The sequence below is a fragment of the Pseudomonas sp. BMW13 genome (genome assembly GCF_013357275.1).
Classification (GTDB): Bacteria; Pseudomonadota; Gammaproteobacteria; order Pseudomonadales; family Pseudomonadaceae; genus Aquipseudomonas; species Aquipseudomonas khazarica.
Window position 1 is genome coordinate 206602 of the sequence record NZ_SUKD01000006.1, and the last position, 25628, is coordinate 232229.

Consider the following 25628-nt stretch of genomic DNA (forward strand, 5'->3'; position numbering starts at 1 on the left):
TCTCAGTTGTTGATGCCAAGATAGATATTGGCGTTTGTCGACTGCAGAAACAGCGCTTCTCCAGCCTTGCCGTTGTTCATGTAGAAATAGGTGCCCTGGCCCTCGGCAACCATCCCATACTCGGCGTTGACCGCCGCATTACCATCCTCACCCGCTCGGATGCTGTTCCAGTGAGCATCTGTCTGGGCACTTGCCTGCGTATTCTCTTCGGCATCGGTGCCTCGGTAGGGCATCCAGAGCAGGCCACCCGACGAGCTAGCCTCGAGATAGTCCGCATCTGCCTGCTCGGGGTGATTCACAAAGGCAAGCAAGTTGATGTCGCCAATAGCCAGAAGACAGGGCTTGTTGATGCCATTTACATTCAGGGTGTTATTCGTATTGCAATTGGCCGCTTTAGGCTCGAGCTTGTCGGGAATATTGCCTGGGCCATAGAAGCGAAACTCCGCTTCGCGTAGCGCGGCATCAGCCACGTTGATGAGTTTCGTTTCCTGGGCACGGTTCGCGGTGATACGTGTTTCGAGCGTGACGCCACGCATACTGCTGATGGCCAGCAACGTCAGGACGAGCAGCATGATGAGAGCGATGAAGAGCACCGCGCCTCTTTGTTTCTGATAGGAAATAACTGTCATGGCATCAGATTCCTGACGGTCTGGGTGCTACTGGTTACTTGATACAAGCGTCGGCTGTCAGCGTTTTGCAGGCGCGTCTTGTCATCGTCCGTGGCTGTTGCCAGCCAGTCGTCGAGGATTTGCGAGTCGTCGCTATCGCGTTGACCACTTCGGCTCGCCATCAGCAAGGAGTAACGCACGCTGCGGATCGAACCGCTGGTGGCCGTCCAGTCTGCCTGGGGAACATAGCCAGTGACTTCCTTTCCCAGAACGTCGGAGTTACCAACGCCGAAGTCCAGACGCATGTCGGCGACACCGCGGAGCAATTCCCCGTACTGCGGAGATGTGGCATTCAGGTTCTTGCAGAGCAGACGGCCGCTGGGAAGGTCGTTATCGGCACTGGGCTCATACTTGAATGCCAGTATCAGCATGCTGGACGTCGGGGGGGATGAGAATGCGACGGTGTCATCGAAACTGGCACTGGCAGCACCCTGGCAATCCAGCTCGCCGCTGGTTTTCGGTTGGTAGCGGATGCAAAAACCCCGGCCCACATCGGGGTCCAGTCCGGTGATGGAGTGCCCGGCACCAAACGCCATGCAGTCACCGTCAGCATCCTGTCTGGGAAAGGCTTCTTCGACCAGGATGACGGGGTCACGTCTGTACCCCGCTTTTCCGAGGTATTCGTTGAGCATCAGGCTGGCGAAACGGCCGTTCTCCAGGTTACCAGCCTGGCTCTGCTGGAAGACGTAGTTGCGCTTGTTGTCGATATAGACCTGAGTAATGCCAAGGATCATCAGGCTGCTGATCGCCAAGGCGATCAATAGTTCGATAAGCGACAGGCCAAGTTGGCGTTTGACTGTATTCATGGTTCTACCCGAACGGTGTAGGTACATACGGTGGCATCTGAATCGTCGGCATCCAGGCATGCGCCGTCACGGACCTGCCAGGCAAGACGAATTTCGAGCATGGAGCCGGCACCGTCACAATCACCGGGGGTCGAGCTACGGCAGATGCTGACGTCGCTCTCGAACAAAGCGGCTCCGCCAGGGAGCATCGCTTCGACCTTGTCGGCCCAGCAATCGCGCTGCTCTTTCGCTGTTTCAGCCACCCTTGTGGTGGTGGTGACGCAAGCTTCACGGTCGGTAAAGTCTTCACCTTTGTCCTTGTAAAACAGAGAACTCGCCTTCATCCCACTGTTTACAGGCGATTTCGGGACCGCCGAGTTGTAAAGCTCCTGCGGGTTGCCTCGGGTTATCTCGATCAATTCGTTTGCAAGTGAAACGGCCGTATTGCGCTGCACGGAGTCCTGTGTGTATTGAATGCTCCGTCCCTGCAAGGCAACCATGCCAAGCACACCTACCGTGGTCAGCAGAAGCGCGACCAGTACCTCGATGAGGCTGAAACCTTTGTTATTGCTCATACGCATCCTCACAAGGTGCAACTGTCGAGAGCGGTGTGGTTGGCATCCTTTTCCCCTTGCAAGTACAGGCTTGTGGCGCCGCTCGCTTGAATTTCCAGGAAGTAACCTCGGCTAGGGTCGTCATCATGGCAAACAGTGAAGGTTGTCGCGGTTGCTGTGCCGTTGCCTCTGAATGTGATGGTTTCTGCGCTAGAGCGAATCGTCGCCTGATCGGGATTATGTTCCAGCTGGCGAAGTGTGTTGTTGCCCCGTTCAATGATCCAGGCGTCCTCATCGTCTGTGGTGACGGTGATGGTCGTCCGCAGTGTGACCGCCTCGCCCCGGGCATAGAGGAGAAAGGACTTGAGTTCATCCGCCTGACCTTGCAGACGATTGCGCTCGATCATGTCCCTAAAGCTGGGGGCGGCGATCGTCGCCAAGATCGCGAGCAGCACGATGACGATCATCAGCTCGACCAGGGTGAACCCGCTGGTTTTCATTTTGCCTGGCATGACTGACTCCACTCATAGCTTTGAGTGAATGATCGCTGATAGGACTCTGGGAAGTCCTGCTGCGTGGGACGGCTGGTTTCTCTGGGGAGACGGTCGGTTGTCTGTCGCGCAATTGTGTGCGCTGGTTCACGACGCCTTGTGGTGGAAACGTTCAGTTGCAGCGGCGCGCATCCTTGAGATCCTCCTTCGGCTCCGACCGGCGGATGCGCCCCTGCCGGTTGATGACCAACTGCCAGGCCAGGCCGCGCGGGGTACACAGGAAGAAGCGCCCGTTCCCCGTCGGGCTGGTGCCGTCGCTTCTGAATAGGATTTCTTTCCGGAAGCCAGCCCAGCGGAGTACGCCGTCGAGTTCCGGGATCCTGTCTCGATTCAGTATTTCATCGCTTGTCGGTGACTTGAGGATCCAGCCCTCGTTCCAATCCTCCATGCATGTGATGCCGGATGAGGGGCAGATGAGGAGAGTCCTCTCCTCGGTAACCGCTCTGGCTCTGGCCGTTTGCAGGTTTCGCAGCAGCAGGTCGCTGGCTGCCTGGAGTCGGTTCTTCTCGATCAGTTGAGTCGCTTGCGGGATTGCAATACTCAGCAGAATGATGAGTAGGGTGAGTGCTACGAGTAGCTCGGGCAGACTGAAGGCCCATTGTTGATAATGGCGCATACCTGCATCCTTGTCTGTATGGTTACCGTCCAGGTGCTGAGAGGTTTATACCCTCGCTACGAAAAGGGCAAGGTGGAGGTCCGATGGCGAAAGATTTTCTGGTAGTGGGTGGTGGTGCAATCGGCATGCTCTCCACGCTGTTGCTGGCGCGCAGTGGTGCGTCTGTGTTGCTGATCGAGGGAGGCTCTGTCGGTAGAGAGTCCTCCTGGGCCGGCGGCGGGATCGTTTCGCCGCTTTACCCCTGGCGCTACAGTGCCGCGGTCACGGCGTTGGCGCACTGGTCGCAGGACTTCTATCCGGGGTTCGGACAGCGCTTGCTGGATGAAACGGGCATCGACCCCGAGGTGCATGTCACCGGGTTGTACTGGCTGGACATGGATGACGAGGCCGAGGCGCTGGTGTGGGCCGGGCGTCAGGGGCGCCCTTTGCTGTCGGTGGACATCGATCAGGCGTACCGGCAGGTGCCGGTGCTGGGGGCAGGGTTCTCCCGAGCCATTCATATGTCGGGTGTGGCCAACGTGCGGAACCCCCGGCTGGTCAAGGCGCTGCGCGCAGCCCTGGCGGCGATGCCCAACGTGGAGGTGCGCGAGCATTGTCCGGTGAGCGGCTTCGTTCACGAAGGCGGACGCGTGCGCGGGGTGACCACCGCTGAGGGTGAGGTGCGTGCCGAGCGAGTGGTGCTCGCTGCCGGTGCCTGGAGTGGCGAGTTGCTCGCGACGCTGGGCCTGCGCTTGCCGGTCGAGCCGGTAAAAGGGCAGATGATCCTCTACAAGTGCGCCGAGGACTTTCTGCCGAGCATGGTGCTGGCCAGGGGGCGTTATGCGATCCCGCGGCGCGACGGGCACATCCTGGTCGGTAGCACGCTCGAGTACGCAGGCTTCGACAAGACGCCGACCGATGACGCGCTGGAAAGTCTCAAGGCATCTGCCGAGGAGCTGCTGCCTGCGCTCAGGGGTGCCGAGGTGGTCGGGCATTGGGCGGGGTTGCGGCCGGGCTCGCCGGAAGGCATCCCGTTCATCGGCGAACTGGCCTCGCACCCGGGGTTGTGGCTCAACTGTGGGCATTTCCGCAATGGGCTGGTGCTGGCGCCGGCGTCCTGCCAGTTGCTGGCCGACCTGATGCTCGGTCGCGAACCGATCATCGATCCTGCGCCTTATGCGCCTGCCGCACGCCTGCAGTAGGTGAAAGGGCCTGCGTGACAACGCAGGCCCGTCTCGTCAGTCGATACCCAGCTTCTTCAGGCGGTAGCGCATCGAACGGAAGGTCAGGCCCAGGCGCTCCGCCGCTGCCGTGCGGTTCCAGCGGGTTTCCTCCAGCGCCTGCATGATCAGCTTGCGCTCGATTTCCTCGAGGTAGTCCTCAAGGTTGTCGATCTGCGCCAGGCAGGCTTCGCCGACTTCGCCAGTGGGGGCGCTGGCGTCGGCCAGGCGCAGGTCGGACGGCCTGATCTGGTCGTCTTCGCACAGTGTGTAGGCGCGCTCGAGCATGTTCTCCAGTTCGCGCACGTTACCGGGAAAACGATAGTTCTTGAGCTTCTCCAGCGCGTCGGGTTGCAGCTTGGCCGCGGCCAGGCCGGAGCCCTCCGCCAGGCGCGCGAGCATGACCTCGGCCAGCTGTGCGATATCCTCGCGGCGCTCGCGCAGGGACGGCACGCGCAGCTCGATGACGTTGAGACGGTAGTAGAGATCCTGGCGGAAGCGCCCGGCGGCGACTTCGGCGGCCAGGTCCTTGTGGGTGGCGCAGAGGATGCGTACGTCGACCACCACTTCCTGCTGACCGCCGACCGCGCGCACGGCCTTTTCCTGAATCGCGCGCAGCAGCTTGACCTGCATCGGCAGCGGCAGGTCCGCCACTTCATCGAGGAACAGCGTGCCGCCATTGGCGGCCTGGAACAGGCCCTGCTTGTCTTCGATGGCGCCGGTGAAGCTGCCTTTCTTGTGGCCGAAGAATTCGCTTTCCATCAGCTCCGAAGGGATCGCGCCGCAGTTGACCGGCACGAAGGGGTGCTCCATGCGCGGCCCCTGTTCATGGATCAGGCGCGCGACAAGCTCCTTGCCGCTGCCGGATTCGCCACTGATATAGACCGGCGCCTGGCTGCGCGAGAGTTTCTGAATCTGTTTGCGTAGCGACTTCATCGGTGGCGAGTCGCCCAGCAGGCGGCTGTCGACCGGTGCCTCGTCACCTTCCGGGGAGCGGATGCGCAGCGCGGCGGCGACCAGCTCGCGCAGGCGGGCGAGGTCGACCGGCTTGGTGACGAAGTCGAAGGCGCCGGCCTTGAGGGCGTTGATCGCCGTGTCCAGGCTGCCGTAGGCGGTGATCATCGCCACCGGTACCTGCGGGTGGCGCTGCTGGATGTGTTGCACCAGATCGAGGCCGGTGCCGTCCGGCAGGCGCATGTCGGTGAGGCACAGGTCGAAGGGCTCGCGCGCCAGCCACTCGCGCGCCTCCTTGACGTTGCGCGCGCTACGGGTGTCCAGCTTCATCCGTCCGAGGGTGATTTCCAGCAGTTCGCGGATATCGGGTTCGTCGTCGACGATCAGGGCTCTCTGGCGGGTCATGGTCAGCTCAGTTTGCGCGGGTGGGCGAAGGTGATGCGGAAGCAACTGCCGCCACCCTCGCGAGGTTTGTAGTCGAGGCGGGCCTGATTGCTCTGGCACAGTTCACGGGAAATATACAGGCCGAGCCCGGTTCCCTTGTTCTCGGTGGTGAAGAACGGCTCGAAGATGTGCTGCTCCTGCTCCGCAGAGACGCCGGGGCCATCGTCGAGCACTTCGAGCACCGGCAGGTCGCTCTTCTCGTCGCGGAACAGCTGCAGCCAGACCTGGCCGAGGCGGTGCTGCTGAGCACTATAGCGCAGGCCGTTCTGCACCAGATTGGTCAGTACCTGGGTCAGCTGGTGAGGGTCCATGCGCGTCTGCAGGCTGCCGCCCCGGGTCTCCAGGTGGATCTGTCGGTCGCTTGGCGCCGAGCTGCGGAACTCGCTGGCGAAGCGGTGCAGCCAGTACTTCAGGTCGAGCAGCTGCGGTTCGGCCTGGCGCCGGCGCGACAGCTGCAGCACGTTCTCGATCACCAGGTTCATGCGCTTGGAATGATCCTGGATGATCTGTGCCAGACGCTGATCCGGGCCTTGCAGGTCTTCCGACTCCTGCAGCAGCTGCGCGGCGTGGCTGATGGCGCCGAGCGGGTTGCGTATCTCGTGGGCGATGCCCGCCGTCAGGCGGCCGAGCGAGGCCAGCTTGAGCTGCTGCGCCTGCTGGGCGATCTGCGAGATATCGTCGAGAAACACCAGGGTGTGCTGCTGCTCGCCGCGCTGCAGGGAGATGAAGCTGGGCTGCAGCACCGGGCCGTCGACCTGCGCCTGCAGGCTGTCCGGGCGCATGCTCGGGTTGTGCAGCCACTGCTGCAGGCGCTTGAGCAGTTCGGGGCAGTGCGGGTCGATGATCTTGCCGCTGAGTTCGCCACGTCCGAGCAGCTGTGTCGCGCCCTGGTTGGCCAGCAGCACCCGGTGCTGGGTGTCCAGGACCAGGATGCCGGTGCGCATGCGCTGGATGATCTGCTCGTTGAGCTCCTCCAGATTGGCCACGTCGGCTGCGCGCTGCTCGGCGAGGGTCTCGCTCAACTGCAGGCGACGGGTGATGCCCTGGATGAAGAGTGCGCCAGCGAAGCACAGCGCACCCAGCGCGCCGGCCTGGACATACTGGGCGACGGCAGCGGGGCGGCTGAGGCTCAGGTAGAAGGTCAGGTAGATCAGCGCCATGGCGGCGACGGCGGCGATCAGCAGGCCGATGCGCCCGCGCAGCAGGATGTTGGCGATCGCCACCGCGACCACCAGCAGGTTGCCGATGCCGCTCGGCGTGCCCCCGGCCGCATAGAAGAGGCCGGAGAGGAAGATCACGTCGACCAGGGCCAGGCTGAACAGCTGCGCCAGGTGCTTGGGTTTCTGCACCAGCACCGCGATGAAGATGTTCAGGATCAGGTAGACCCAGCTGCCGGTGCGAAACAGGCCGATGTGCACGACATCCAGCAGTTGTTCGTCGAGGTTGCTGGAGATCAGCAGAACCAGTGCCAGGCCGATGATCAGACGATAGAAATGATAGAGCCTGAGGATGCGTCGCCCCTGGGCTCCGTCCTGCATGCCTGCCTCAGCGATCACCGGTACGAGGGCCTTGTTCGAGGTGAGCCTGGCTGCAGTACCACTGCTGGTCCTGGCTCAGCGCCTGAGTCTTGGGAATGTGCACCCCGCAGTGGGCGCAGCGCACCATGGGCGCCGCCGCGTCCTCACGGGGCCTGGGTTTCCTGGCGTTGCTGATGAAGCGACGCCAGATCCAGATCCCGGCGAAGATGATGGCGACCCAGAACAGCAGGCGAAACAGGCCCATATCGTGCTCTTTATCCGTTCAAAGCCGCCAGTTTAGCCAAGCTGATGGCATCGGCACAGTGGCAGGGGAGTAGCCTGTGAGCTGTTTCCAGGCAATAAAAAGGGAGGCCATGGCCTCCCTTCTCGCATGACCTGTCGGTCAGTCGAACAGGCCGAAGGTCAGGTAGCTCCAGAACGAGCGCTTCTTCTCGGTCTCGCCGGTCTTGGCATCCTGCTGCAGTTCGCTCGGAATCTGCTGTTCGGCTTCTTCGTACTGGCGGATGACGTCCTGGCTCGCACGGGTTTCGCCCGGCGGCAGTGGCGTGTCAGTTTCGATCAGGCCGAGGGTCGCCTTGGCCAGCCAGGAACGGTTGTCGGACTCTTCTTCAAGCGGTACGAATTCGCCGCTTTCCAGGCTCGGGTGATCCGGGTAGTTGAGTTTGAGGGTTTCCAGGCTGCTGGCGGCCAGGTCTTCAAGGGACAGGCGCTGGTACGCCTCGGTCATGATCGCCAGGCCGTCGCCGACCGACGGGGTTTCCTGGAAGTTCTCCACCACGTAGCGACCACGGTTGGCGGCGGCGACGTAGGCCTGACGGGTCAGGTAGTAGTGGGCGACGTGCACTTCGTAGGCGGCCAGCAGGTTGCGCAGGTAGATCATGCGCTGCTTGGCGTCCGGGGCATAGCGGCTGGTCGGGTAGCGGCTGGTGAGCTGGGCGAACTCGTTGTAGGAGTCGCGCGCGGCGCCGGGGTCACGCTTGGTCATGTCCAGCGGCAGGAAGCGCGCCAGCAGGCCGCGGTCCTGGTCGAACGAAGCCAGCCCCTTGAGGTAGTAGGCGTAGTCGACGTTGGCATGCTGCGGGTGCAGACGAATGAAGCGCTCGGCCGCCGACTTGGCCGCTTCCGGTTCGGCATTCTTGTAGTAGGCGTAGATCAGCTCGAGCTGGGCCTGCTCGGCGTAGCGGCCGAACGGATAGCGCGATTCCAGCGCCTTCAGTTTGGCCGTGGCCTGGGTGTAGCTGCGGTTGTCCAGGTCGGCCTGGGCCTGCTGGTACAGCTCCACCTCGCTGAGGTTTTCATCGACCTCCGGCTGCTTGGAGGAGCAGGCGGCGGTAAGGGCGAGGATGGCGATCAGCAGCAGGTGTTTCACTTGCATGGCGGCTTGCGTCCCTGTGACGGCCGCGCGGCCGTCCTGTTATGATGAACGCCCCTGGAAAACCCTGGGGCAAAGACGCCGTATTTAACCACAAGCCTGTCGCCGAAACCAAAGGCCAGGCTCCCGCCGATGCCCAAGAGCCTGTTCAACGTTTCGCGAGCTGGAGCAATGCAAGGCGAGGACGCGGAGTTTACGCGCCGTAAATGAGCATCCGAGCCTGTTTTCAACGCAGCAGGGCAGACGCGCAGCAGATTTTTGAACGGTTTCTGAAGATGACCTCTATAGACAAGCAACTGATCCAACTCCAGGCCGTCGTCCCTTTCGAACAGGGCGGCCAACGCCTCGACCAGGTGGCCGCGCAGCTGTTTGGCGAGTACTCGCGCTCGCGCCTTTCCACCTGGATCAAGGAAGGACGCCTGACCGTCGATGGCGCCGTGGCGCGTCCGCGTGACACCGTGCACGCGGGCTCGAGCCTGGTGCTCGATGCCGAGCAGGAAGCGCAGGGCGAGTGGGTGGCTCAGGATATCGAGCTGGATATCGTCTACGAGGACGAGCACCTGCTGGTGATCGACAAGCCGGCAGGGCTGGTGGTGCATCCGGCCGCCGGGCATGCCGATGGCACCTTGCTCAATGCCCTGCTGCATCACGTGCCGGACATCGTCAATGTGCCGCGCGCCGGCATCGTCCATCGCCTGGACAAGGACACCACCGGGCTGATGGTGGTGGCCAAGACGCTGCAGGCGCAGACCAACCTGGTGGAGCAGCTGCAGAAGCGTACCGTCAGCCGTATCTACGAATGCATCAGCGTGGGTGTGATCACCGCGGGTGGCACCATCGATGCCCCCATCGGGCGCAGTTCCAGCCAGCGCCAGCGCATGGCGGTGACCGACGGCGGCAAGCCGGCGATCACCCACTATCGGGTGCTGGAACGTTACCGTTCGCACACCCATGTGCGGGTCAAGCTGGAAACCGGGCGCACCCACCAGATCCGTGTGCACATGAGCCACGTCGGCTATCCACTGGTGGGCGACCCGGTCTATGCCGGGCGTTTCCGCATCCCGCCGGCGGCCAGCCCGAGCCTGGTGCAGAGCCTCAAGGAGTTTCCCCGCCAGGCCCTGCATGCGCGCTTTCTCGAGCTGGATCACCCGGCCACCGGCAAGCGCATGAAGTGGGAGTCGGCGCTGCCGGATGATCTGGTCTGGCTGCTGACCCTGCTGCGCCAGGACCGTGAGGCGTTCGTCGGGTGACGGCCCACGACTGGCTGCGCCCGGACTGGCCGGCGCCCGCCAGCGTGCGGGCCTGCGTCACCACCCGCAATGGCGGTTTCAGCCAGGCGCCGTTCGACAGCCTGAACCTCGGTGATCATGTCGATGACGACCCGGCTGCGGTGCTGGCCAATCGTCGCCATCTGCTCGCAACCCTGGGTTGCCAACCGGCCTGGCTGCGCCAGGTGCATGGCATCGTCGTGGCCGAAGCGGACCCGACACGGGTCATCGAAGCCGATGGCAACTGGACCGAGCAACCTGGTATCGCCTGTACGGCGATGACCGCCGACTGCCTGCCGGCGCTGTTCTGCGACCGCGCCGGTAGCCGGGTTGCCGCGGCCCATGCCGGCTGGCGCGGGCTGGCAGGCGGCGTGCTCGAGGCAACCGTGCAAGCGCTGAACGTTGCGCCGCAGGAGTTGCTGGTATGGCTCGGTCCAGCCATCGGTCCGGCGGCCTTCGAGGTCGGTGGCGAAGTGCGCGACGCCTTCGTGCAGCAGCATGGCGCGGCGGCCGCCGCCTTCGTGCCCGGTGCCAACGCCGGGAAGTTCATGGCCGACATCTACCAGCTGGCGCGCATCCGTCTGGCGGCCATTGGCGTCAACGCGGTGTTCGGTGGCGGGCTGTGCACCTACAACGACGCGCGTTTCTATTCCTATCGCCGCAGCGCCCGCACCGGGCGTTTCGCCTCGCTGATCTGGCTGCAGCCCTGAGCGCAGGGTGGATCGCGCCTTGTCGGTCCAGCAGAACAGCGTTCGTCCAGTCTCATCCGGAAAAAAACTGGCAGAGCGGTCTGTGCGGACCGTAGGAGCGGCTTCAGCCGCGATGCATTTCGCGGCTGAAGCCGCTCCTGCAGGTTTGTCATTACTTCGTCGCTAGTGGATACGCCCCATCGGTCCAGCGTGGTATCGGGTTCGAAAAGGCTGTCCAGGCAGGCTTTCGTTCTAGCCCTTGATCACCATCATCAATAGTGCTGGGCCGGGCGAGACGACCGGTCATATGCTCGGCGCCATGAACAGCATTCGACTCGACAAGCGTGACCTGATCCTGAGCAAGGGCTCGGCGGTGATGACCCGTCGCGGCTATCACGGTACCGGTGTGCTGGAGATCGTCCAGGCTGCCGGCATTCCCAAGGGCAGCTTCTATCACTATTTCGCCAGCAAGGAAGACTTCGCCCTGCAGGCGCTGGCGTTCATCTACCGCCCGCGTCTGCAGCGCTACGCCCAGGCGCTGAGTGACCCGTCACTGAGCCCGCGTGCGCGCATCCTCGGCTATTACCGTGAGCTGCTGGCGCATTTCGCGCGCCAGGACACGCCGCAGTATCACTGCTTCATCGGCAGCCTGAGTTTCGAGATGAGCGAGATGTTGCCGGCCATCGGCGCCGAGGTCGCGGCCATCCAGCAGGCTTCGGTGGACATCCTGCGCGGCTGCCTGGAACAGGCGCAGGCCGCCGGTGAACTGCCGGCCGACGAGGACTGCGGCAATCTCGCCACCTTCATCAGCGATGCCTGGCAGGGCGTGCTCGCGCGCCTCAAGGTCAGGCACAGCCTGCAACCGCTGGAAGCTTTCGTCACCCGCCTGGAGCGCTTGCTGCAGGCCTGATAACCGTCAAATCGCAGAGGAAAGATCATGAGCGCTCCCGTTCAAGCCCTGTTCGCCCCGTTCCGTCTCGGAAACCTCGAGCTACCGACCCGTGTGGTCATGGCGCCGATGACCCGCTCCTTCTCGCCGGGCGGCGTGCCCAACGCCAAGGTCATCGAGTACTACCGTCGCCGCGCGGCGGCGGGCGTGGGCCTGATCGTCACCGAAGGCACCACCGTCGGCCACCAGGCCGCCAATGGCTACCCGAACGTGCCGCGTTTCTACGGTGAAGATGCCCTGGCCGGCTGGAAACAGGTCGTCGACGCGGTGCATGCCGAGGGCGGCAAGATCGTCCCGCAGCTCTGGCACGTCGGTAATGTGCGCCGCCTGGGCACCGAGCCGGATGCCGCCGTTCCCGGCTATGGTCCGATGGAGAAGGTCAAGGACGGCCAGGTGGTCGTGCACGGCATGACCCAGGCCGATATCGACGAGGTGATCGCCGCCTTCGCCCAGGCCGCGCGCGATGCCAAGGCCATCGGCATGGACGGTGTGGAGATCCATGGTGCCCATGGTTACCTGATCGACCAGTTCTTCTGGGAAGGCAGCAACCAGCGTAGCGATCAGTACGGCGGCGACCTGGCCGCGCGCTCGCGTTTCGCCATCGAGCTGATTCAGGCGGTCCGTGCGGCGGTCGGCCCGGACTTCCCGATCATCCTGCGTTTCTCGCAGTGGAAGCAGCAGGACTACAGCGCACGCCTGGTGCAGACCCCAGAAGAACTGGAGGCCTTCCTCAAGCCGTTGTCCGAGGCTGGCGTGGACATCTTCCATTGCTCGACCCGTCGTTTCTGGGAGCCGGAGTTCGCGGGCAGCGACCTCAACCTGGCCGGCTGGACGCGCAAGCTCACCGGCAAACCGACCATCACCGTCGGCAGCGTCGGCCTGGACGGCGAGTTCCTGCAGTTCATGGTCAAGACCGACAAGGTCGCCGAGCCGGCCAGCATCGAGAACCTGCTCGAGCGCCTGAACAAGGAGGAATTCGACCTGGTGGCCGTGGGCCGCGCGCTGCTGGTCGACCCGGACTGGGCGCTGAAGGTCCGCGAAGGGCGTGAGCAGGACATCCTGCCATTCAGCCGGGATGCGCTGACCACCCTGGTCTGAGCCCCTGTGAACTGGGCGTCGTGATCCGACGCCCAGTTTTCGGCGCCGGCACGTCGGTAATGCTGTTCATCTAAGGTTGCACGCGTTTGGCTCCCCTCTCCCATTTATGGGAGAGGGGCTGGGGGAGAGGGCTGAAAATGCCGCAGAACTGCCAGTTTTCCCCTCTCCCCAACGGGGGGAGGGGACTGATCGCGTCCGACCACTTCTGGTGTGAACAGCATCACGGCACATCGGGGCTTTTCTGCGTCTGCCGGCGGGCGACGTGCGATCCGCCCGTTGCCCTCACGGGCGGTTGTCGCCTGCCCCAGGAGCCAGTTGCGCATTCACGCTGATTTCCGCCCGTGGTTGCATGGCGTTGCGCAGGTGCTGTTCGAACAGTGCCACGATGCCCTCCCAGCTGAGATGGCTGGCATGCCGGCGGGCATTCAGGCGCATGCCGCGCAGGGTTTCGGCGTCCTCCAGCAGTTCGCAGGCTGCGCCGCAGAAACCGGCCTCGTCGGCGGGCCGCGCGAGCATGCCGTTGTGCCCGTGATGGATGTGCTGGGCGGCTGCGGCCTGGTCGAACGCCACCACGGCCAGGCTCGAGGCGAGGGCTTCCAGTACCACGTTGCCGAAGGTTTCCGAGAGGCTGGGAAACAGGAACAGGTCGCCGCAGGCGTAGTGCTTCGCCAGCGTCTCGCCGCGTTGCAGGCCGCAGAACAGGGCATCCGGCAGTTGTGCCTGGAGGCTGGCGCGCAGTGGCCCGTCGCCGACCAGGATCAGGCGCATGTGCCTGTGCGGGTGCTTGAGTCGCAGCGCCTGAAAGGCCTTCACCAGCAGCCCCAGGTTCTTCTCCGCCGCCAGGCGACCGACATGCAGCACCGCCAGGTCGTCCGGCCCCAGGCCCCAGCTTTCGCGCAGCGCATCGCAGCGCCGCCCCGGGTGAAACAGCTGGCTGTCGACCCCGCGGGCGAGCAGCGCCAGGCGCTCGAAGTCGCGGCGTTCCAGCTCGACCTTCTGGCCGACACTCGGCACCAGGGTCATCTGTGTGCGGTTGTGGAACCAGCGCAGGTAGTTGGTCATCGCCCGGGTCAGCAGGCCGACGCCGTAGTGACCGGTGTATTGCTGGAAGTTGGTGTGGAAGCCGCTGACCACCGGGATCGCCAGGCGCCTGGCCGCGCGCAGCGCGGAGAGCCCCAGCGGACCTTCGGTGGCGATGTAGAGCACGTCCGGGCGCTGGCGTTTCCAGCGCCGCAGCAGCTTGTGCAGCGAGGACTGGCCCCATTGCAGGCCGGGATACCCCGGCAGCGGCCAGCCGCGCGTGAGCAGCAGGTCGGCGTCGGCCGTCGTGGCCTGATCGGCCTCCTGGCGCGGACGTATCAGCTGCACGCGATGGCCAAGGCCGCGCAGGCCATCGACCAGGCGTCCGAGGGTGTTGGCGACGCCGTTGATCTCCGGCGGGAAGGTTTCGCTGATCAGCGCGATGTGCAGGGACGGTGCGTTCATGTACGCAGTCTCTGCGCGGGTCATGTAGTGAACATGACGCTCGGATGACGCTTGTGTGTCAGAGGCGCAGGCCGTGCAGCTGGTCGCGCAGCCAGATGTGCGCCGGGTCGTGCTGGCGATGGCGATGCCAGATCAGGCTGATCTGCACCGCAGGCATATCCAGCGGCAGGGGCGCGACGCGCAAGCCGAAGATCGGCGCGAAGCTGGCGGCCAGGCGCTCCGGCACCGTGCCAAGCAGGTCGGTCTGGGCGACGATGGCGGGAATCGGCAGGTAGTTGGGCAGGTGCAGGGCAGCCTGGCGTCTGACCCTGGCGGAGCCGAGCACGATCTCCAGCGGCGAGCCGCGTCCGGCGCGTGGCGTGACGATCGCATGGCGGGCCTGCTGGTAGTCCGCGAGGCTGAGGCCGCCGATGAATGCCGGGTGGTCCTTGCGGCCGATCACTACCAGCGTCTCCTCGCGCAACGGGGCGTACTGCAGGTCGGGCGAGTCGAGGTGCAGGTAGTCGATGGCCAGGTCCAGGGTGCCGCTCTCCAGGCGCGCCAGCATGCTGTCGGCATCGTCGCCCTGTGCCACCAGCTCCACCTGCGGCGCGACGTCCGCCAGGTGCGCTTGCAGCGTCGGCAGTAGCGCCGCCTGGGCGTAGTCGTTGAGCGACAGATTGAAGACATGCGGCGCATCGGTAGCGAAGGGCTCCGCCGGACCGAGGCCGGACTGCAACAGGTGCAACGCCTGGCGGACCGGCGGATAGAGCGCCAGGGCACGCGCTGTCGGCGTCATGCCACGGGCGGTGCGCTGGAACAGCTCCTCGCCCAGCTGCTGGCGCAGGCGGGCGAGGGCATTGCTCACGGTCGACTGGCTCAGGTGCAGACGCAGGGCGGCACGGGTCAGGTTGCCTTCCTGCATCAGCGCGTCGAAGACCAGCAGCAGGTTGAGGTCGAGCTGGCGCAAATTCGTTATCAAGGATAATGCTCTTTCAGAATATCCATTATTCGAATGATTTGGCCGAGCCTAGACTGTTGTCAATCCACAGGAGAGTGCCATGGCCTACAACAACGACAATGCCCAGGCTTTTCGCAGCGACTACCGGGCTGCCATCCATCCGCTGTACAGCCCCTGGCTGCATGCCGCGTTCGTGCTGGCGTACGGCCTGCTCTGCATCGGCCTGCTGTGGCGCTCGCTGGAGGCCGTGGCGCCCTGGCAGTGGCTGCTGGTACCCGCGACGCTGGTGTTCTTCAGCTGGGGCGAGTACCAGGTGCACAGGCGTCTCGGCCACAACCGGACGCGCTTCGGCCGGCTCTTCTACAAGCGCCACACGGGCGACCACCACAGCTTCTTCGTCGAGACGCTGATGCCCTACGAGACCGCGCGCGACTGGCGCGTGATTCTGTTCCCGGCCTGGCTGATCGTGCTCTACAGCCTGCCCCTGTTCGCGCTCTGGTGGCTGCTGTCCCGGCTCGATGGCAATTTCGCCGCCTTGTTCGCCGGCAGCATGCTGCTGGGCTACATGAGCTACGAAGTGGTGCATGCCTGCGAGCACCTGCCCGCCGAGCACCCGCTCTCGCGCCTGCCGTGGATTCGCCAGATGCGCCGCCTGCATGCGCTGCACCACCGTCGCGAGCTGATGCATGCGCGCAACTTCGGCATCGTCCATCCGCTGATGGACTGGCTCTACGGCACCCTGCACTGGGAGCCCGAGGCGATTCACCAGCAGAACCGCCAGCAGCATCGCATCCGTGTCGCGTTACCCGCCGAGCAGGTACTGGGCTACGCCGCCGCGCCGGTTCACTGGCCGGACTGGCACCCGTCGTCACTGTGCATCTACGGTCGCGAGGGCGCGTTGCTCGCCGGTGAGCGATTCGAGGAAGACATCCACGCGGGTGGGCGCGCCGGGCACCTGCGCTGGGACGTGCTCGACCATCAGCCGGGCCGGTGCTGGCAGGCCAGTGCCCGTGGCGAACATGGGCTGCACCTGCTGCTGACCTACGCCTGCGTGGAGGAGCAAGGGGGCTGCGAGTTCGTGCGCACCCTCGAGTACGGTTTCGAGGGCTGGCCGATGCGACTGCTCAACGGCCTGTTCATGCGCCGGCGCATCGAGCGCGAGTCGCAGGCCTCCATGCAGGCATTACGTGAGGTCCTGGCCAGCCGCTGATGCCTGCTCGCCGCGCTCGCGTACCCAGAACAGCGTCGCGCCGGCCACGGCGGCCGGCATCATCAGGATGTTCAGCCCCGGCACCAGCAGCGCGGCGTAGGTGATGCCGCCGAAGCTCAGGCTCTGCCAGCGCTTCTCGCGCAGCCAGGCGAGCATGTCCTGCCAGCTCATCTTGTTGTTGTCGGCGGGGTAGTCGATGTACTGGATCGCCATCATCCACACACCGAACAGCAGCCACAGCGGTGCGGCCACGAGGTTGACCAGGGGGATGAAGCTGAGGATCAGCAGGCCGATGGCACGCGGCAGGAAGTAGCCCAGCTTGCGCATCTCGCGGCCCATGGTGCGCGGCACCATGGCCGCCAGTTCGGCCCAGCTGAACGGCGGGAAGTGGTCCTGGCCACGGGCGACCACCTCCACCTTCTCCGCGAGGAAACCGTTGAACGGCGCCGCGATGATGTTGGCCAGCATGGTGAAGGTGAAGAACACCATCAGCAGCACCAGTACCACGAACAGTGGCCAGAGGATGTACTGCAGAAAGCTCAGCCAGCTCGGCAGGTTGGGCATGAAGGTGTCGACCCAGCCGCTGAACTGCTGCACGGCGAAGCCGATCAGCGTGGCGAACAGGAGCAGGTTCACCGCCAGCGGCAGCAGCACGAACAGGCGCAGGCCGGGGCTGAGGATGAGTTTCAGTCCTTCACGCAGGTATTGCGGGCCGGACAGTACGGGGGCGGCGGGCATGGAAGACTCCGGAGTGGTCAATGGGCGCGACCATACCGATTTCAGCGCGCGGGTGAAAGTTCAGTCACTCTTGCGGGGTGCCTTGCGTCGCCGGCCCGATCACGATGTGGCTGCGTTGGCGCTTGGCCAGGTACATCGCGCTGTCGGCCGCCTTGGTCAGCGTGACCGCGTCCTGGCCATCGAGCGGGCACAGGGCGATGCCGATGCTCAGGGTCACGAAGTCGATGCATGTACCGGCGATGTCGAAGGGTTTGCGCAGTGCGGCGATCAGGCGCTCACCGACGATCCGTGCGGTTTCGGCGCTGGCGTTGGAGACCAGCAGGGTGAACTCGTCGCCGCCGAGGCGATAGAGCTGGTCCGGCTGGCGCAGGGCGTGCTGCAGGCGCAGGGCAATGGCGCGCAGCAGCTCGTCGCCGGCATCATGGCCGAAACGGTCGTTGACCTGCTTGAAGTGATCCAGGTCGATGAAGAACAGCGCCAGTTGCTTGCCCTGGCTCTGGGCCTCGGCGATCTGCTGCGGCAGGTGTTCGAGAAAGGCCTTGCGATTGCCCAGCCCGGTCAGGGTGTCGTGATAGGCCAGGGTGTGCAGCTTGCGCCGCTGCGAGGCCTGGGCACTGACATCGCGGAGGATGCCGCGATACCCACGGAAGGTGCCGTCGGTGTCCTGTATCACCGACAGGCGCGCCTCGAAGTCACCGAGGGTGCCGTCGTGACGCCGCATCGGCGTGCAGAGGGTGCGCAGGCTGCTGTCATCGCGGGCGTTCTGGAAGTACTGCAGGGCCGTTGCCGTATGGCCACGCAGCAGCAGCTGGGTGAAGGGGCGGCCCAGCAGTTCCTCGCTGCTGTAGCCGAGAATCTTCACCATGGCGCCGTTGATGCGCTGGACCTGGCCGTGTTCGTCCACCTCGAAGTAGCCGTCCTGGATCGACTCGAGAATGGCGCGGTCACGTTGTTCGCTCTGCTCCAGGCGCTCGAGCATGCTGTTGAGGGCGCTGCCCAGCTGCCCCAGCTCATCCCTGCCGAGGTCCGCCAGCTTCGGCAGCCGGGTCTGCTCGCCGATACCGTCGATCTCCCGGTTGAGCACCTCCAGGCGCCTGAGCAGCCAGAACTCCAGGCCCATGTAGACGACCAGGGCGGCACCGAGAACGATGACGAAGCTGATCGCCAGGAAGAAGTGCAAGGCGTCGTGCGCACCGTTGTAGTTGCTGCGCTCGGTGGTGATGCGCAGGGCCAGCTCGGGTGCCTGCCACGGGTTGTCGAGCTGCAGCAGGATGCTCTGGCGTTTGTCGGACAGCAGCTCGCGGGGGCTGACTTCGGCACCGAGGGGGGCCTCGTGCCTGGGCTGCCAGCCCGCCGTGTCGGCCACGGCGGGGATGAAGGCGACCTGGCCGACGAACTGGTGCGCCAGTGAAGTCATGCGCGACGTGGTGAAGAAGCGTCCGGCGATAAAGGCGCCGGCCGCCGGCGCAGTGCCGTCGCTGTCGGTGACGGCACTGCTCAGCAGCAGGGTGGGCACGCCATGGACCAGCAGGAACTGCGCCGTGGTGAAGCGCGGATCGCCCTTGGCGTCGAGGATGCCTGTCGCCGCGCTGCGTGCGTACACGTCGTTGCGCAGGTCTTCACGGCTCGGTTCGCCGCCCGGACCCAGCACCAGCAGTTCGCGGGTGTCGAACGTGCCCCAGCGCTCCAGCAGCAGGCGTCCCTGGGCATCGAACATGACCATGAAGTCGAAGTCGTAGTTGTCCAGTTCGGTGTCGTCGAGGTCTTCCTCCAGGTAGCGTTCCACCGGGCTGCGCGCCTGGGCGACCGCGTAGCTCTGGTCCCACCAGCTGTAACTGCGCAACAGCTGCGCGGCCTGCTCGATGTGGTCGAACAGGATCTGTTGTGCCTTGCTGGCCGCGTCCTGGAGGTTCTGTTCGTCCTGCTGGTCGAAACGGCGCAGCAGCAGGTGGTCCGACAGGAGCTGGACGATCAGAAGGGTCACTACCAGCAGCGGCGCAAAGAGTGAAAACAGGCGTTTGCGCAGGCTCATCGGGGTTTTCGTCCTCGTCGCTACAGCCTCAGTATAGTGAGGCTCCGGGGCCGTGCATGAACGATAGCGCCTCTCTATCCGGGGCATTGGCGATAGGTATTTCCGCCCGTTCAGGCTGCCCGGTAGTCTGGGCCGCACCTTCACTTTCGCGGGGCTTTCACTCTTCACAAGCCTTCCCCTAGCGCTTCGAAAGTCCCCTTTTTATTGCAGCCGGCGCGACGGGTCGGCGAGGAGTTAGCGATGTCCAGCGTTCGTCACGCCCGCGTCATCATCCTGGGTTCCGGTCCGGCCGGTTACAGCGCCGCCGTGTACGCCGCGCGGGCCAATCTCAAGCCGTTGCTGATCACCGGCATCCAGGCGGGTGGGCAGCTGACCACCACCACCGAAGTGGACAACTGGCCTGGCGACCCCCACGGGCTGACCGGTCCGGCCCTGATGCAGCGCATGCAGGAGCATGCCGAGCGGTTCGAGACCGAGATCGTCTTCGACCATATCAATGCCGTGGATCTGGCTGGCAAGCCCTTCACCCTGGTGGGCGACAGCGCTACCTACAGCTGCGACGCGCTGATCATCGCCACGGGCGCCAGTGCGCGTTACCTGGGCCTGCCCAGCGAGGAGGCCTTCATGGGGCGCGGCGTGTCGGCCTGCGCCACCTGCGACGGCTTCTTCTATCGCGGTCGCGAGGTGGCGGTGGTCGGTGGTGGTAACACGGCCGTCGAGGAGGCGCTGTACCTGGCCAACATCGCCAGCAAGGTGACGCTCATCCACCGCCGCGACACCTTCCGGGCGGAGAAAATCCTCCAGGACAAGCTGCGTGCGCGCATTGCCGAGGGCAAGATCGAGCTGCAGCTCAATGCCGAGGTCGACGAGGTGCTGGGCGATGCCAGTGGCGTCACCGGCGTGCGCCTGAAGCAATACGGCGGCGCGTACCGCGAGCTGAGCGTGGACGGTCTGTTCGTGGCCATCGGGCATACCCCCAATACCGGCCTGTTCGACGGCCAGCTGGCCTTGCAGGATGGCTACCTGGTGGTCGACGGCGGTCGTGCGGGCAATGCCACCGCGACCAGCGTCGCCGGCGTGTTCGCCGCTGGTGACGTGGCCGACTCGGTCTATCGCCAGGCGATCACCTCGGCCGGTGCCGGCTGCATGGCCGCGCTGGACGTGGAACGCTATCTCGACGGGCTGTGAGGCCTTAACCGCGTTGCTCGCGGTCGTCGCAGGCGCCGGCCCACAAGCTCCTGCGGGGCTGCGCTCGGGCTGCTCAGTCCGGCCAGTGCCATGGCGGCTCGTCCAGCATGCCCTGGCCGCGGATGCAGGTCTGGCCGAGCTGCTTGTCCAGCTCCAGGATGTTGCACTCGGGGCTTTCCCTGAGCGTGGCGATCAAGCGGCTGGCGTGGGACACGACCCATACCTGGGTCTGCCGCGAGGCGGCGATGATCAGGCGCCCGAGCGCAGGCAGCAGGTCCGGGTGCAGGCTGGTTTCCGGCTCGTTGAGCACCATCAGCGAGGGTGGCCGTGGCGTGAGCAGGGCGGCGACCAGCAGCAGGTAGCGCAACGTGCCATCGGACAGTTCGGCGGCTCCCAGCGGGCGCAGCAGGCCCTCCTGGTGCAGCTCGACGACGAAGCGCCCGCCGGCCTGGAAGTCGATGCGCAGGCGACTGCCGGGGAAGGCGTCGTCGATGGCGGCGTCCAGTGCGGCGGGGTCACCGATCTCGCGGATGGTCTGCAGGGCTGCGGCCAGGTCGCGGCCATCGTGATGCAGCACCGGCGTGCGTGTGCCCAGCTGTGGCTGCCGTGCCGGCGCGTCGGCGTCGCTGCGGAAATGATCGTAGAAGCGCCAGCGGCGTATGGTTTCCCGGAGCTGGAAGACTTCCGGGCAACCGGGGTCGTTGCCGATCTGATCGAACAGGCTGTCGTAGTTCGGGAGGTGCTGGGCCAGTACCTCCCAGCTGCGTCCCTCACGCATGCGCACCATGGGGCCGGCGCGATCCACCAGCAGCGCCGCCGGTCGGTAGCTGGTACCGGCCCAGATGCACTCGCGCTTGATCTCCGGGTCGAGGGCGAAGGCGCTGGGCGTGGTGCGATCCTCACCCGAGTTCGACTCGGGAAGGCCCAGGGCGATGCTGTAGCCGAAATCATCCCCGACGAACCCCAGGCGCAGGCGCATGGCGCCCTGTCGCGGGCCGCCCTGCACGGCTACCTCGCCATTGCGCATGCGCCGGGACACCTTCTCCGGCCCGGCCCAGAAACTCGACTCCAGGCCACCTTCACGGGCCAGGGCGTTGACCACGCCGCCTTGCGCGGTCTCCGCCAGCAGGCGCAGGGCGCGATACAGGTTGGACTTGCCGCTGCCATTGGCGCCCGTGATCAGGTTGAGCCGCCCCAGCGGCAGGATCAGGCGGTTGATCGAGCGGTAATTGGCAACGGCGAGGGTGTGCAGCATGAGTGTCGTCCTGACGGGTTATCGGCGGCCATGGCGCGGCGCAAAGGCCCACCAGGCCAGCAGCGGGTAGCACAGGTAGTGCAGGCTGAAGAGAAACAGGCCCATGGGGCTGGGTGTGTCCTGCAGGTACATCATGCCCAGCAGCCCCAGGTAGAGCAGCCCCAGTACGCCGCCATAAAGCGCCGTGAAGCGCCAGCGCTCCGCGTTGCTGGGCGCACGCCCCTGGCGCCAGTGGAACACCAGCGCCAGGCCGGCGGCGATGGCGGCGGCAATCAGCAGGGTGGTGATCATCCCGCCGAGGCGCACGAAGGTGCGCAGCAGCAGGTTGAGCAACACAGCCGTGATCACGCCGGCAGCGGCGTAGTAGCGCAGGTGCAGGGGTTCGCTCATAGCGCCTTGGCCAGGCCGAAGCGTTTGCTCAGCAGCCGTTGCAGCAGCGCGCGCGGCAACAGCGCGGCGAGCAGGGGCAAGGCGCGGCTGCCGTTGCCCAGGCGCAGCAGGCGCGGGCGCTTGTCGCGCTGGACGGCGGCGAACAGGTGTGCGGCAAAATCGCTGGCCGGGGTTGGGTTGTCCTGCGAGGCCCTGGCGCGCGCGCGAATGCCCTCGCGCAATGGCCACCAGGGCGAATCCTCGCGAATCAGGGCTTCGGCCTGCTGGCTGGCGCTGGCGCCGAAACTGGAGGCGATGGCGCCGGGCTGCACTTCCATCACCTCGATGGCGAAGGGCGCCAGTTCCATGCGCAGCGCATCGCTCAGGGCATGCACCGCCGCCTTGGAGGCGCAGTAGGCGCCGGCGAAAGGGGTGACCAGGATGGCCGATACGCTGCCGATGTTCACCACCAGGCCACGACTGCGGCGCAACAGGGGGAAGAACGCACGGGTGACGCCGACGATGGCGAACACATTGGTCTCGAACTGCTGGCGCATGGCGTCCACGCCACCGTCGAGCAGCGGGCCCATGGCGCCATAGCCGGCGTTGTTGATCAGGACGTCGAGGCCGCCGATCTCCTCGCCCAGGCGCTCGGCCAACTGCTGCAGGGCCTCGCCATCGTTGACGTCGAGTGCTACCGCATGAAAACCGGCCTGTTGCAGTTCGGCCAGGTCGGACGCCTTGCGCGCCGTGGCCCAGACGGCATAGCCGCCGGCCTTGAACGCATCGGCCAGGGCGCGGCCGATGCCGCTGGAGCAGCCGGTGATGAGGACGCTGGGTTGAGGCATGCGCGGGACTCCCTGAGACGCGAATGGGGCTGCAGCTTAGCAGCCACGGCTGCAGTCATGGCCAACGTCCGCTGCCGGTGTTTCTGCGTTCATGGGACGAACTTGCCCTGCAGGCGCTCGGCGCGAAATTCCAGCGTGGACGGGCGATAACCGCTGCGCAGATCGGGCACGGGCAGGCAGTCGCTCCAGCTGGCGCCCGGCAGCAGTTCACCCGGGCCGCTGTAGCGTGGCGACTCGTACAGGCGTTGGGCCAGGTTGGTGGCGTTGCCGGGGCGGTAGGCGGCGACCTCCCAGCGCAGCTCGAGCAGGGCGGCGTCGCTGCCGTTCCTGAGTGCGATGGCCAGCGGGCGGTCGGCGGGGCAGCGCTGCGGGTCGTAGTTCAGGCGCAGTTCGAGGTGGGCGAGGTAGCGCTCGTCGCGGCTTTCCTGCCAGAGCACCCAGGTGGCGACCAGGCCGAGCCCGAGCAGCGCCGCCATGGAAACCGGCAAGGCCTTGCCCGGATAGCGGATCAGCAGGATCAGCCAGGTAATGACGAGTGCGACACCGAACAGCATGAGAACAGCCCTGATTGAAGTCTGCGCTCATCGTACACAAGCTGTCGTCGCACGGGTAACCACCGAGGCGTTACCGGGGATGTGCGCAGGAGCCGGCAGGCCGGCTCCTGCGTGGGGCGCTTACCTAGCCATGTGCCGCCACCGCGTCGCTGCGGCCGTAGACATCCTCCAGGCGCTCGATGTCGTCTTCGCCCAGGTAGGTGCCGGACTGCACCTCGATGATCTCCAGCGGGATCTTGCCCGGGTTGGACAGGCGATGCACCGAGGTCATCGGGATATAGGTGGACTGGTTCTCGGTGAGCAGGAACTCGCGGTCGTCGCAGGTCACGCGGGCGGTGCCGGATACCACGATCCAGTGTTCGGCGCGGTGGTGGTGCATCTGCAGCGACAGCTGCGCCCCCGGCTTGACGGTGATGTGCTTGACCTGGAAGCGACCGCCCATGTCCACCGAGTCGTACGAGCCCCAGGGGCGGTAGACGGCACAGTGGTTCTGGGTTTCGCTGCGGCCTTGCGCGTCGAGCTTGCCGACCAGCTTCTTGACGTCCTGCACGCGGTCCTTGTGCGCCACCATCGTGGCGTCCTTGGTCTCCACCACGACGATGTCGTCCAGGCCGAGCACCGACACCAGCTTGCCGTTACCGTGCACCAGGCAGTTGCGGCTGTCTTCCAGCAGCACGTCGCCGCTGACCACGTTGCCGGCGGCGTCCTTGTCATGCACTTCCCAGATCGACGACCAGCTGCCGACGTCGTTCCAGCCTGCCGACAGCGGCACCACGCAGGCGCGATCGGTCTTTTCCATTACCGCGTAGTCGATGGAGTTGTCCGGGCAGCAGGCGAAGGTGGCCGGGTCGATGGCGATCTGCTCGCCCTCGCGCTGGCTGCGCTCCAGGGCCAGCAGGCAGGTGTCGTAGATATCCACGTCATGCTGCTTGAGCTCTTCCAGGAAGCGGCTGGCGCGGAACAGGAACATGCCGCTGTTCCAGTAGTAGTTGCCGCTCTCGACGTACTCGGAGGCACGCTTGGCGTCGGGTTTCTCGACGAAGCTGGAGACCCGTGCGACGCCGTCCGGCAGCTCGCCGTCGGTCTCGCCGAGGATGTAGCCGTAGCCGGTCTCCGGGCGGTTGGCCGGTACGCCGAACAGCACCATCTCGCCTTTCTCGGCGGCCACGGTGGCCAGCGCCAGCGCCTGACGGAAGGCTTGCTGGTCGTCCAGCACATGGTCGGCCGGCAGCACCAGCATCAGCTCGTCGCGACCTTCGGCCAGCAGTTGCAGGGCTGCCATGGCCACGGCCGGCGCGGTGTTGCGGCCGAAGGGTTCGAGCAGCAGCAATTGCGCCTGCTGGCCGATCTGCTCCAGCTGCTCCTGGACGATGAAGCGGTGTTCCTGGTTGGACACCAGCACCGGAGGCTGCATGCCCTCGATGGACAGGCGCTGCAGGGTTTGCTGGAACAGCGTCTGCTCACCGGTCAGGGCGAGGAACTGCTTGGGGTACAGCTTGCGCGAAAGAGGCCAGAGTCGCGAGCCGCTGCCACCGGAAAGGATGATAGGGGTCATGGTTGTGTCTCTCCTGAACGATTGATCAAGTGGTTTGCCCGTGTCGTGTCGGTGCGACGTGTACCCGCCGTTTTCCTTGTTCTGCAGAAGCCGTGGATGGCCTCAGCCATCGATGGGGCGCTTGACCCAGACCGGCGACAACTTGCCCTGGCCGCCGGTGACGAACAGGCTGACCACCTCGCCGCGCTCCAGCGTGACCGGCTTGAGGTCGGCGACCTTGCGCTCGCCTTCGAACAGCGCCAGGCCGACCTTCACCGGGTTGATCTCGCGATCGCCACGGCCATCGGGTGCGACGTCGGCGACCACGGCGGTCTTGCCGTCGGCGGTCTTCAGGCTGAGGGTGCTGTCGCTGAGGTTCTGTACGCGCAGCATGGCTTTCTGCCGGCTGGTGAAGGGCGGCTCCTCGACCAGGCGCGGCTTGGCGCCGCTCTGGCTGACCAGGGTGTAGTAGTGCTCGGGTTGCAGCTGCACCGGCATCTGCGCAGTGCCGACCTGAGCCTGGTAGCTGCCCGCCGGGAGGAACTTGAAGTCGCTGGAGCCCAGCGGCGAGATCTGCTTGAGCTGGGTCTGGCCGACGCTGACATCGAGTTCGGCGCTGCTGGCGTTGTACGCACGGACGAAGGCCGAGCCCTTGGGCGCCTTGGGCCCGTAGAGCGCACCGTCATCGGCGGCGTGTGCCTGCAGCATGCCGAGGCCGAGGGCCAGCGCGCAGGTACCCAGGGTGAAGCGGCGCAGGGTGGTTGGTTTGGTCATTGGATAGTCCTCCTTG

Annotated in this window: 26 protein-coding genes; 7 read left to right on the forward strand and 19 right to left on the reverse strand. The window is 65.2% G+C overall.

Translation table 11 applies throughout. The annotated features are described in order from the left end of the window. Positions 1-2: 2 nt before the first annotated feature. The 5 genes from E4487_RS07255 to E4487_RS07275 all read right to left on the reverse strand — a co-directional run bounded on the left by E4487_RS07255 (position 3) and on the right by E4487_RS07275 (position 3174). A complete protein-coding gene (locus E4487_RS07255) occupies positions 3-629 on the reverse strand; it encodes a PilX N-terminal domain-containing pilus assembly protein (RefSeq protein ID WP_175253030.1) in 627 nt (208 codons plus the stop codon). After that, positions 626-1474, reverse strand: a complete 849-nt coding sequence (locus E4487_RS07260) for a PilW family protein (RefSeq protein ID WP_175253031.1) — start codon at positions 1472-1474, stop codon at positions 626-628. Before E4487_RS07260 ends, E4487_RS07255 begins: the two co-directional genes overlap by 4 nt. Further along, positions 1471-2028: a type IV pilus modification protein PilV gene (gene pilV, locus E4487_RS07265; RefSeq protein WP_175253032.1), complete on the reverse strand. Its 558-nt coding sequence runs from the start codon at positions 2026-2028 to the stop codon at positions 1471-1473. The genes E4487_RS07260 and pilV overlap by 4 nt, the downstream gene beginning before the upstream one ends. A gap of 8 nt (positions 2029-2036) precedes the next feature. Continuing rightward, positions 2037-2519, reverse strand: coding sequence for a GspH/FimT family pseudopilin (locus E4487_RS07270; protein ID WP_175253033.1), 483 nt, complete (start codon positions 2517-2519; stop codon positions 2037-2039). 151 nt (positions 2520-2670) lie between these two features. Continuing rightward, complete coding sequence (locus E4487_RS07275; RefSeq protein ID WP_175253034.1) at positions 2671-3174, reverse strand: GspH/FimT family pseudopilin; 504 nt, start codon at positions 3172-3174, stop codon at positions 2671-2673. 83 nt (positions 3175-3257) lie between these two features. Between E4487_RS07275 and thiO the strand changes: the two genes are divergently transcribed. Then, positions 3258-4355, forward strand: a complete 1098-nt coding sequence (thiO, locus tag E4487_RS07280) for a glycine oxidase ThiO (protein ID WP_175253035.1) — start codon at positions 3258-3260, stop codon at positions 4353-4355. Positions 4356-4391: 36 nt separating this feature from the next. On the opposite strand, the gene E4487_RS07285 is transcribed toward thiO, so the two are convergent. From E4487_RS07285 to E4487_RS07300, 4 genes are all read right to left on the reverse strand, one after another. Continuing rightward, positions 4392-5732: a sigma-54 dependent transcriptional regulator gene (locus E4487_RS07285; RefSeq protein ID WP_134678120.1), complete on the reverse strand. Its 1341-nt coding sequence runs from the start codon at positions 5730-5732 to the stop codon at positions 4392-4394. A 2-nt stretch (positions 5733-5734) separates the two neighbouring features. Beyond that, the gene (locus E4487_RS07290) at positions 5735-7309 is read right to left on the reverse strand and encodes a PAS domain-containing sensor histidine kinase (RefSeq protein ID WP_150608223.1); all 1575 of its coding nucleotides are present in this window, start codon (positions 7307-7309) and stop codon (positions 5735-5737) included. A 7-nt stretch (positions 7310-7316) separates the two neighbouring features. Then, positions 7317-7553, reverse strand: coding sequence for a PP0621 family protein (locus E4487_RS07295; RefSeq protein WP_150608225.1), 237 nt, complete (start codon positions 7551-7553; stop codon positions 7317-7319). 138 nt (positions 7554-7691) lie between these two features. After that, entirely contained in the window at positions 7692-8684 is a 993-nt protein-coding gene (locus E4487_RS07300) for an outer membrane protein assembly factor BamD (RefSeq protein WP_175253036.1), read from the reverse strand. A 272-nt stretch (positions 8685-8956) separates the two neighbouring features. On the opposite strand from E4487_RS07300, the gene rluD reads away from it, so the two are divergent. The 4 genes from rluD (at position 8957) to E4487_RS07320 (ending at position 12685) form a co-directional block, all read left to right on the forward strand. Further along, complete coding sequence (gene rluD, locus E4487_RS07305) at positions 8957-9931, forward strand: 23S rRNA pseudouridine(1911/1915/1917) synthase RluD (RefSeq protein ID WP_047590232.1); 975 nt, start codon at positions 8957-8959, stop codon at positions 9929-9931. Then, positions 9928-10659: a peptidoglycan editing factor PgeF gene (gene pgeF, locus E4487_RS07310; RefSeq protein WP_134678117.1), complete on the forward strand. Its 732-nt coding sequence runs from the start codon at positions 9928-9930 to the stop codon at positions 10657-10659. The genes rluD and pgeF overlap by 4 nt, the downstream gene beginning before the upstream one ends. Positions 10660-10957: 298 nt before the next feature. Continuing rightward, on the forward strand, positions 10958-11548 hold the full coding sequence (locus E4487_RS07315) for a TetR/AcrR family transcriptional regulator (protein WP_231499282.1): 591 nt from the start codon (positions 10958-10960) through the stop codon (positions 11546-11548). 27 nt (positions 11549-11575) lie between these two features. Next, a complete protein-coding gene (locus E4487_RS07320) occupies positions 11576-12685 on the forward strand; it encodes an NADH:flavin oxidoreductase (protein ID WP_037046762.1) in 1110 nt (369 codons plus the stop codon). A gap of 282 nt (positions 12686-12967) precedes the next feature. Here the strand turns inward: E4487_RS07320 and E4487_RS07325 are convergent, their stop codons facing one another. Continuing rightward, a complete protein-coding gene (locus E4487_RS07325; RefSeq protein ID WP_373921506.1) occupies positions 12968-14194 on the reverse strand; it encodes a glycosyltransferase family 4 protein in 1227 nt (408 codons plus the stop codon). Positions 14195-14228: 34 nt separating this feature from the next. Next, positions 14229-15131, reverse strand: coding sequence for a LysR family transcriptional regulator (locus tag E4487_RS07330; RefSeq protein ID WP_175253038.1), 903 nt, complete (start codon positions 15129-15131; stop codon positions 14229-14231). 79 nt (positions 15132-15210) lie between these two features. Here E4487_RS07330 and E4487_RS07335 point away from each other — a divergent pair, with 79 nt between their 5' ends. Further along, complete coding sequence (locus tag E4487_RS07335; RefSeq protein ID WP_175253039.1) at positions 15211-16320, forward strand: SRPBCC family protein; 1110 nt, start codon at positions 15211-15213, stop codon at positions 16318-16320. Here E4487_RS07335 and cysZ read toward each other — a convergent pair. Both cysZ and E4487_RS07345 read right to left on the reverse strand, forming a co-directional pair. Next, positions 16294-17058 (reverse strand): sulfate transporter CysZ, encoded by a 765-nt coding sequence (gene cysZ / locus E4487_RS07340; RefSeq protein ID WP_037046781.1) that lies wholly within the window; start codon positions 17056-17058, stop codon positions 16294-16296. The two genes, E4487_RS07335 and cysZ, sit on opposite strands and share 27 nt — an antisense overlap. A gap of 64 nt (positions 17059-17122) precedes the next feature. Beyond that, positions 17123-19090, reverse strand: coding sequence for a diguanylate cyclase domain-containing protein (locus E4487_RS07345; RefSeq protein WP_150608235.1), 1968 nt, complete (start codon positions 19088-19090; stop codon positions 17123-17125). A 240-nt stretch (positions 19091-19330) separates the two neighbouring features. Here E4487_RS07345 and trxB point away from each other — a divergent pair, with 240 nt between their 5' ends. Continuing rightward, complete coding sequence (gene trxB / locus E4487_RS07350) at positions 19331-20278, forward strand: thioredoxin-disulfide reductase (RefSeq protein WP_037046785.1); 948 nt, start codon at positions 19331-19333, stop codon at positions 20276-20278. A gap of 73 nt (positions 20279-20351) precedes the next feature. On the opposite strand, the gene E4487_RS07355 is transcribed toward trxB, so the two are convergent. The 6 genes from E4487_RS07355 to E4487_RS07380 form a co-directional block, all read right to left on the reverse strand. Beyond that, positions 20352-21533: an AAA family ATPase gene (locus E4487_RS07355; RefSeq protein ID WP_150608237.1), complete on the reverse strand. Its 1182-nt coding sequence runs from the start codon at positions 21531-21533 to the stop codon at positions 20352-20354. A gap of 18 nt (positions 21534-21551) precedes the next feature. Further along, positions 21552-21923, reverse strand: a complete 372-nt coding sequence (locus E4487_RS07360) for a hypothetical protein (RefSeq protein ID WP_037046790.1) — start codon at positions 21921-21923, stop codon at positions 21552-21554. Next, positions 21920-22750, reverse strand: coding sequence for an SDR family oxidoreductase (locus E4487_RS07365; RefSeq protein ID WP_150608240.1), 831 nt, complete (start codon positions 22748-22750; stop codon positions 21920-21922). Before E4487_RS07365 ends, E4487_RS07360 begins: the two co-directional genes overlap by 4 nt. An 89-nt stretch (positions 22751-22839) precedes the next feature. Beyond that, entirely contained in the window at positions 22840-23304 is a 465-nt protein-coding gene (locus E4487_RS07370) for a multidrug transporter (protein WP_150608242.1), read from the reverse strand. 124 nt (positions 23305-23428) lie between these two features. Next, on the reverse strand, positions 23429-24859 hold the full coding sequence (locus tag E4487_RS07375; protein ID WP_037046805.1) for a mannose-1-phosphate guanylyltransferase/mannose-6-phosphate isomerase: 1431 nt from the start codon (positions 24857-24859) through the stop codon (positions 23429-23431). Positions 24860-24961: 102 nt separating this feature from the next. Further along, positions 24962-25612: an alginate O-acetyltransferase AlgF gene (locus tag E4487_RS07380; protein ID WP_150608244.1), complete on the reverse strand. Its 651-nt coding sequence runs from the start codon at positions 25610-25612 to the stop codon at positions 24962-24964. Positions 25613-25628: the final 16 nt, after the last annotated feature.

Coding starts and splice junctions, on each gene's coding strand:
- E4487_RS07255 (WP_175253030.1), bottom strand. CDS start 629: ATGACAGTTATTTCCTATCAGAAACAAAGAGGCGCGGTGCTCTTCATC.
- E4487_RS07260 (WP_175253031.1), bottom strand. CDS start 1,474: ATGAATACAGTCAAACGCCAACTTGGCCTGTCGCTTATCGAACTATTG.
- pilV (WP_175253032.1), bottom strand. CDS start 2,028: ATGAGCAATAACAAAGGTTTCAGCCTCATCGAGGTACTGGTCGCGCTT.
- E4487_RS07270 (WP_175253033.1), bottom strand. CDS start 2,519: ATGCCAGGCAAAATGAAAACCAGCGGGTTCACCCTGGTCGAGCTGATG.
- E4487_RS07275 (WP_175253034.1), bottom strand. CDS start 3,174: ATGCGCCATTATCAACAATGGGCCTTCAGTCTGCCCGAGCTACTCGTA.
- thiO (WP_175253035.1), top strand. CDS start 3,258: ATGGCGAAAGATTTTCTGGTAGTGGGTGGTGGTGCAATCGGCATGCTC.
- E4487_RS07285 (WP_134678120.1), bottom strand. CDS start 5,732: ATGACCCGCCAGAGAGCCCTGATCGTCGACGACGAACCCGATATCCGC.
- E4487_RS07290 (WP_150608223.1), bottom strand. CDS start 7,309: ATGCAGGACGGAGCCCAGGGGCGACGCATCCTCAGGCTCTATCATTTC.
- E4487_RS07295 (WP_150608225.1), bottom strand. CDS start 7,553: ATGGGCCTGTTTCGCCTGCTGTTCTGGGTCGCCATCATCTTCGCCGGG.
- E4487_RS07300 (WP_175253036.1), bottom strand. CDS start 8,684: ATGCAAGTGAAACACCTGCTGCTGATCGCCATCCTCGCCCTTACCGCC.
- rluD (WP_047590232.1), top strand. CDS start 8,957: ATGACCTCTATAGACAAGCAACTGATCCAACTCCAGGCCGTCGTCCCT.
- E4487_RS07315 (WP_231499282.1), top strand. CDS start 10,958: ATGAACAGCATTCGACTCGACAAGCGTGACCTGATCCTGAGCAAGGGC.
- E4487_RS07320 (WP_037046762.1), top strand. CDS start 11,576: ATGAGCGCTCCCGTTCAAGCCCTGTTCGCCCCGTTCCGTCTCGGAAAC.
- E4487_RS07325 (WP_373921506.1), bottom strand. CDS start 14,194: ATGACCCGCGCAGAGACTGCGTACATGAACGCACCGTCCCTGCACATC.
- E4487_RS07335 (WP_175253039.1), top strand. CDS start 15,211: ATGGCCTACAACAACGACAATGCCCAGGCTTTTCGCAGCGACTACCGG.
- cysZ (WP_037046781.1), bottom strand. CDS start 17,058: ATGCCCGCCGCCCCCGTACTGTCCGGCCCGCAATACCTGCGTGAAGGA.
- E4487_RS07345 (WP_150608235.1), bottom strand. CDS start 19,090: ATGAGCCTGCGCAAACGCCTGTTTTCACTCTTTGCGCCGCTGCTGGTA.
- trxB (WP_037046785.1), top strand. CDS start 19,331: ATGTCCAGCGTTCGTCACGCCCGCGTCATCATCCTGGGTTCCGGTCCG.
- E4487_RS07355 (WP_150608237.1), bottom strand. CDS start 21,533: ATGCTGCACACCCTCGCCGTTGCCAATTACCGCTCGATCAACCGCCTG.
- E4487_RS07360 (WP_037046790.1), bottom strand. CDS start 21,923: ATGAGCGAACCCCTGCACCTGCGCTACTACGCCGCTGCCGGCGTGATC.
- E4487_RS07365 (WP_150608240.1), bottom strand. CDS start 22,750: ATGCCTCAACCCAGCGTCCTCATCACCGGCTGCTCCAGCGGCATCGGC.
- E4487_RS07370 (WP_150608242.1), bottom strand. CDS start 23,304: ATGCTGTTCGGTGTCGCACTCGTCATTACCTGGCTGATCCTGCTGATC.
- E4487_RS07375 (WP_037046805.1), bottom strand. CDS start 24,859: ATGACCCCTATCATCCTTTCCGGTGGCAGCGGCTCGCGACTCTGGCCT.
- E4487_RS07380 (WP_150608244.1), bottom strand. CDS start 25,612: ATGACCAAACCAACCACCCTGCGCCGCTTCACCCTGGGTACCTGCGCG.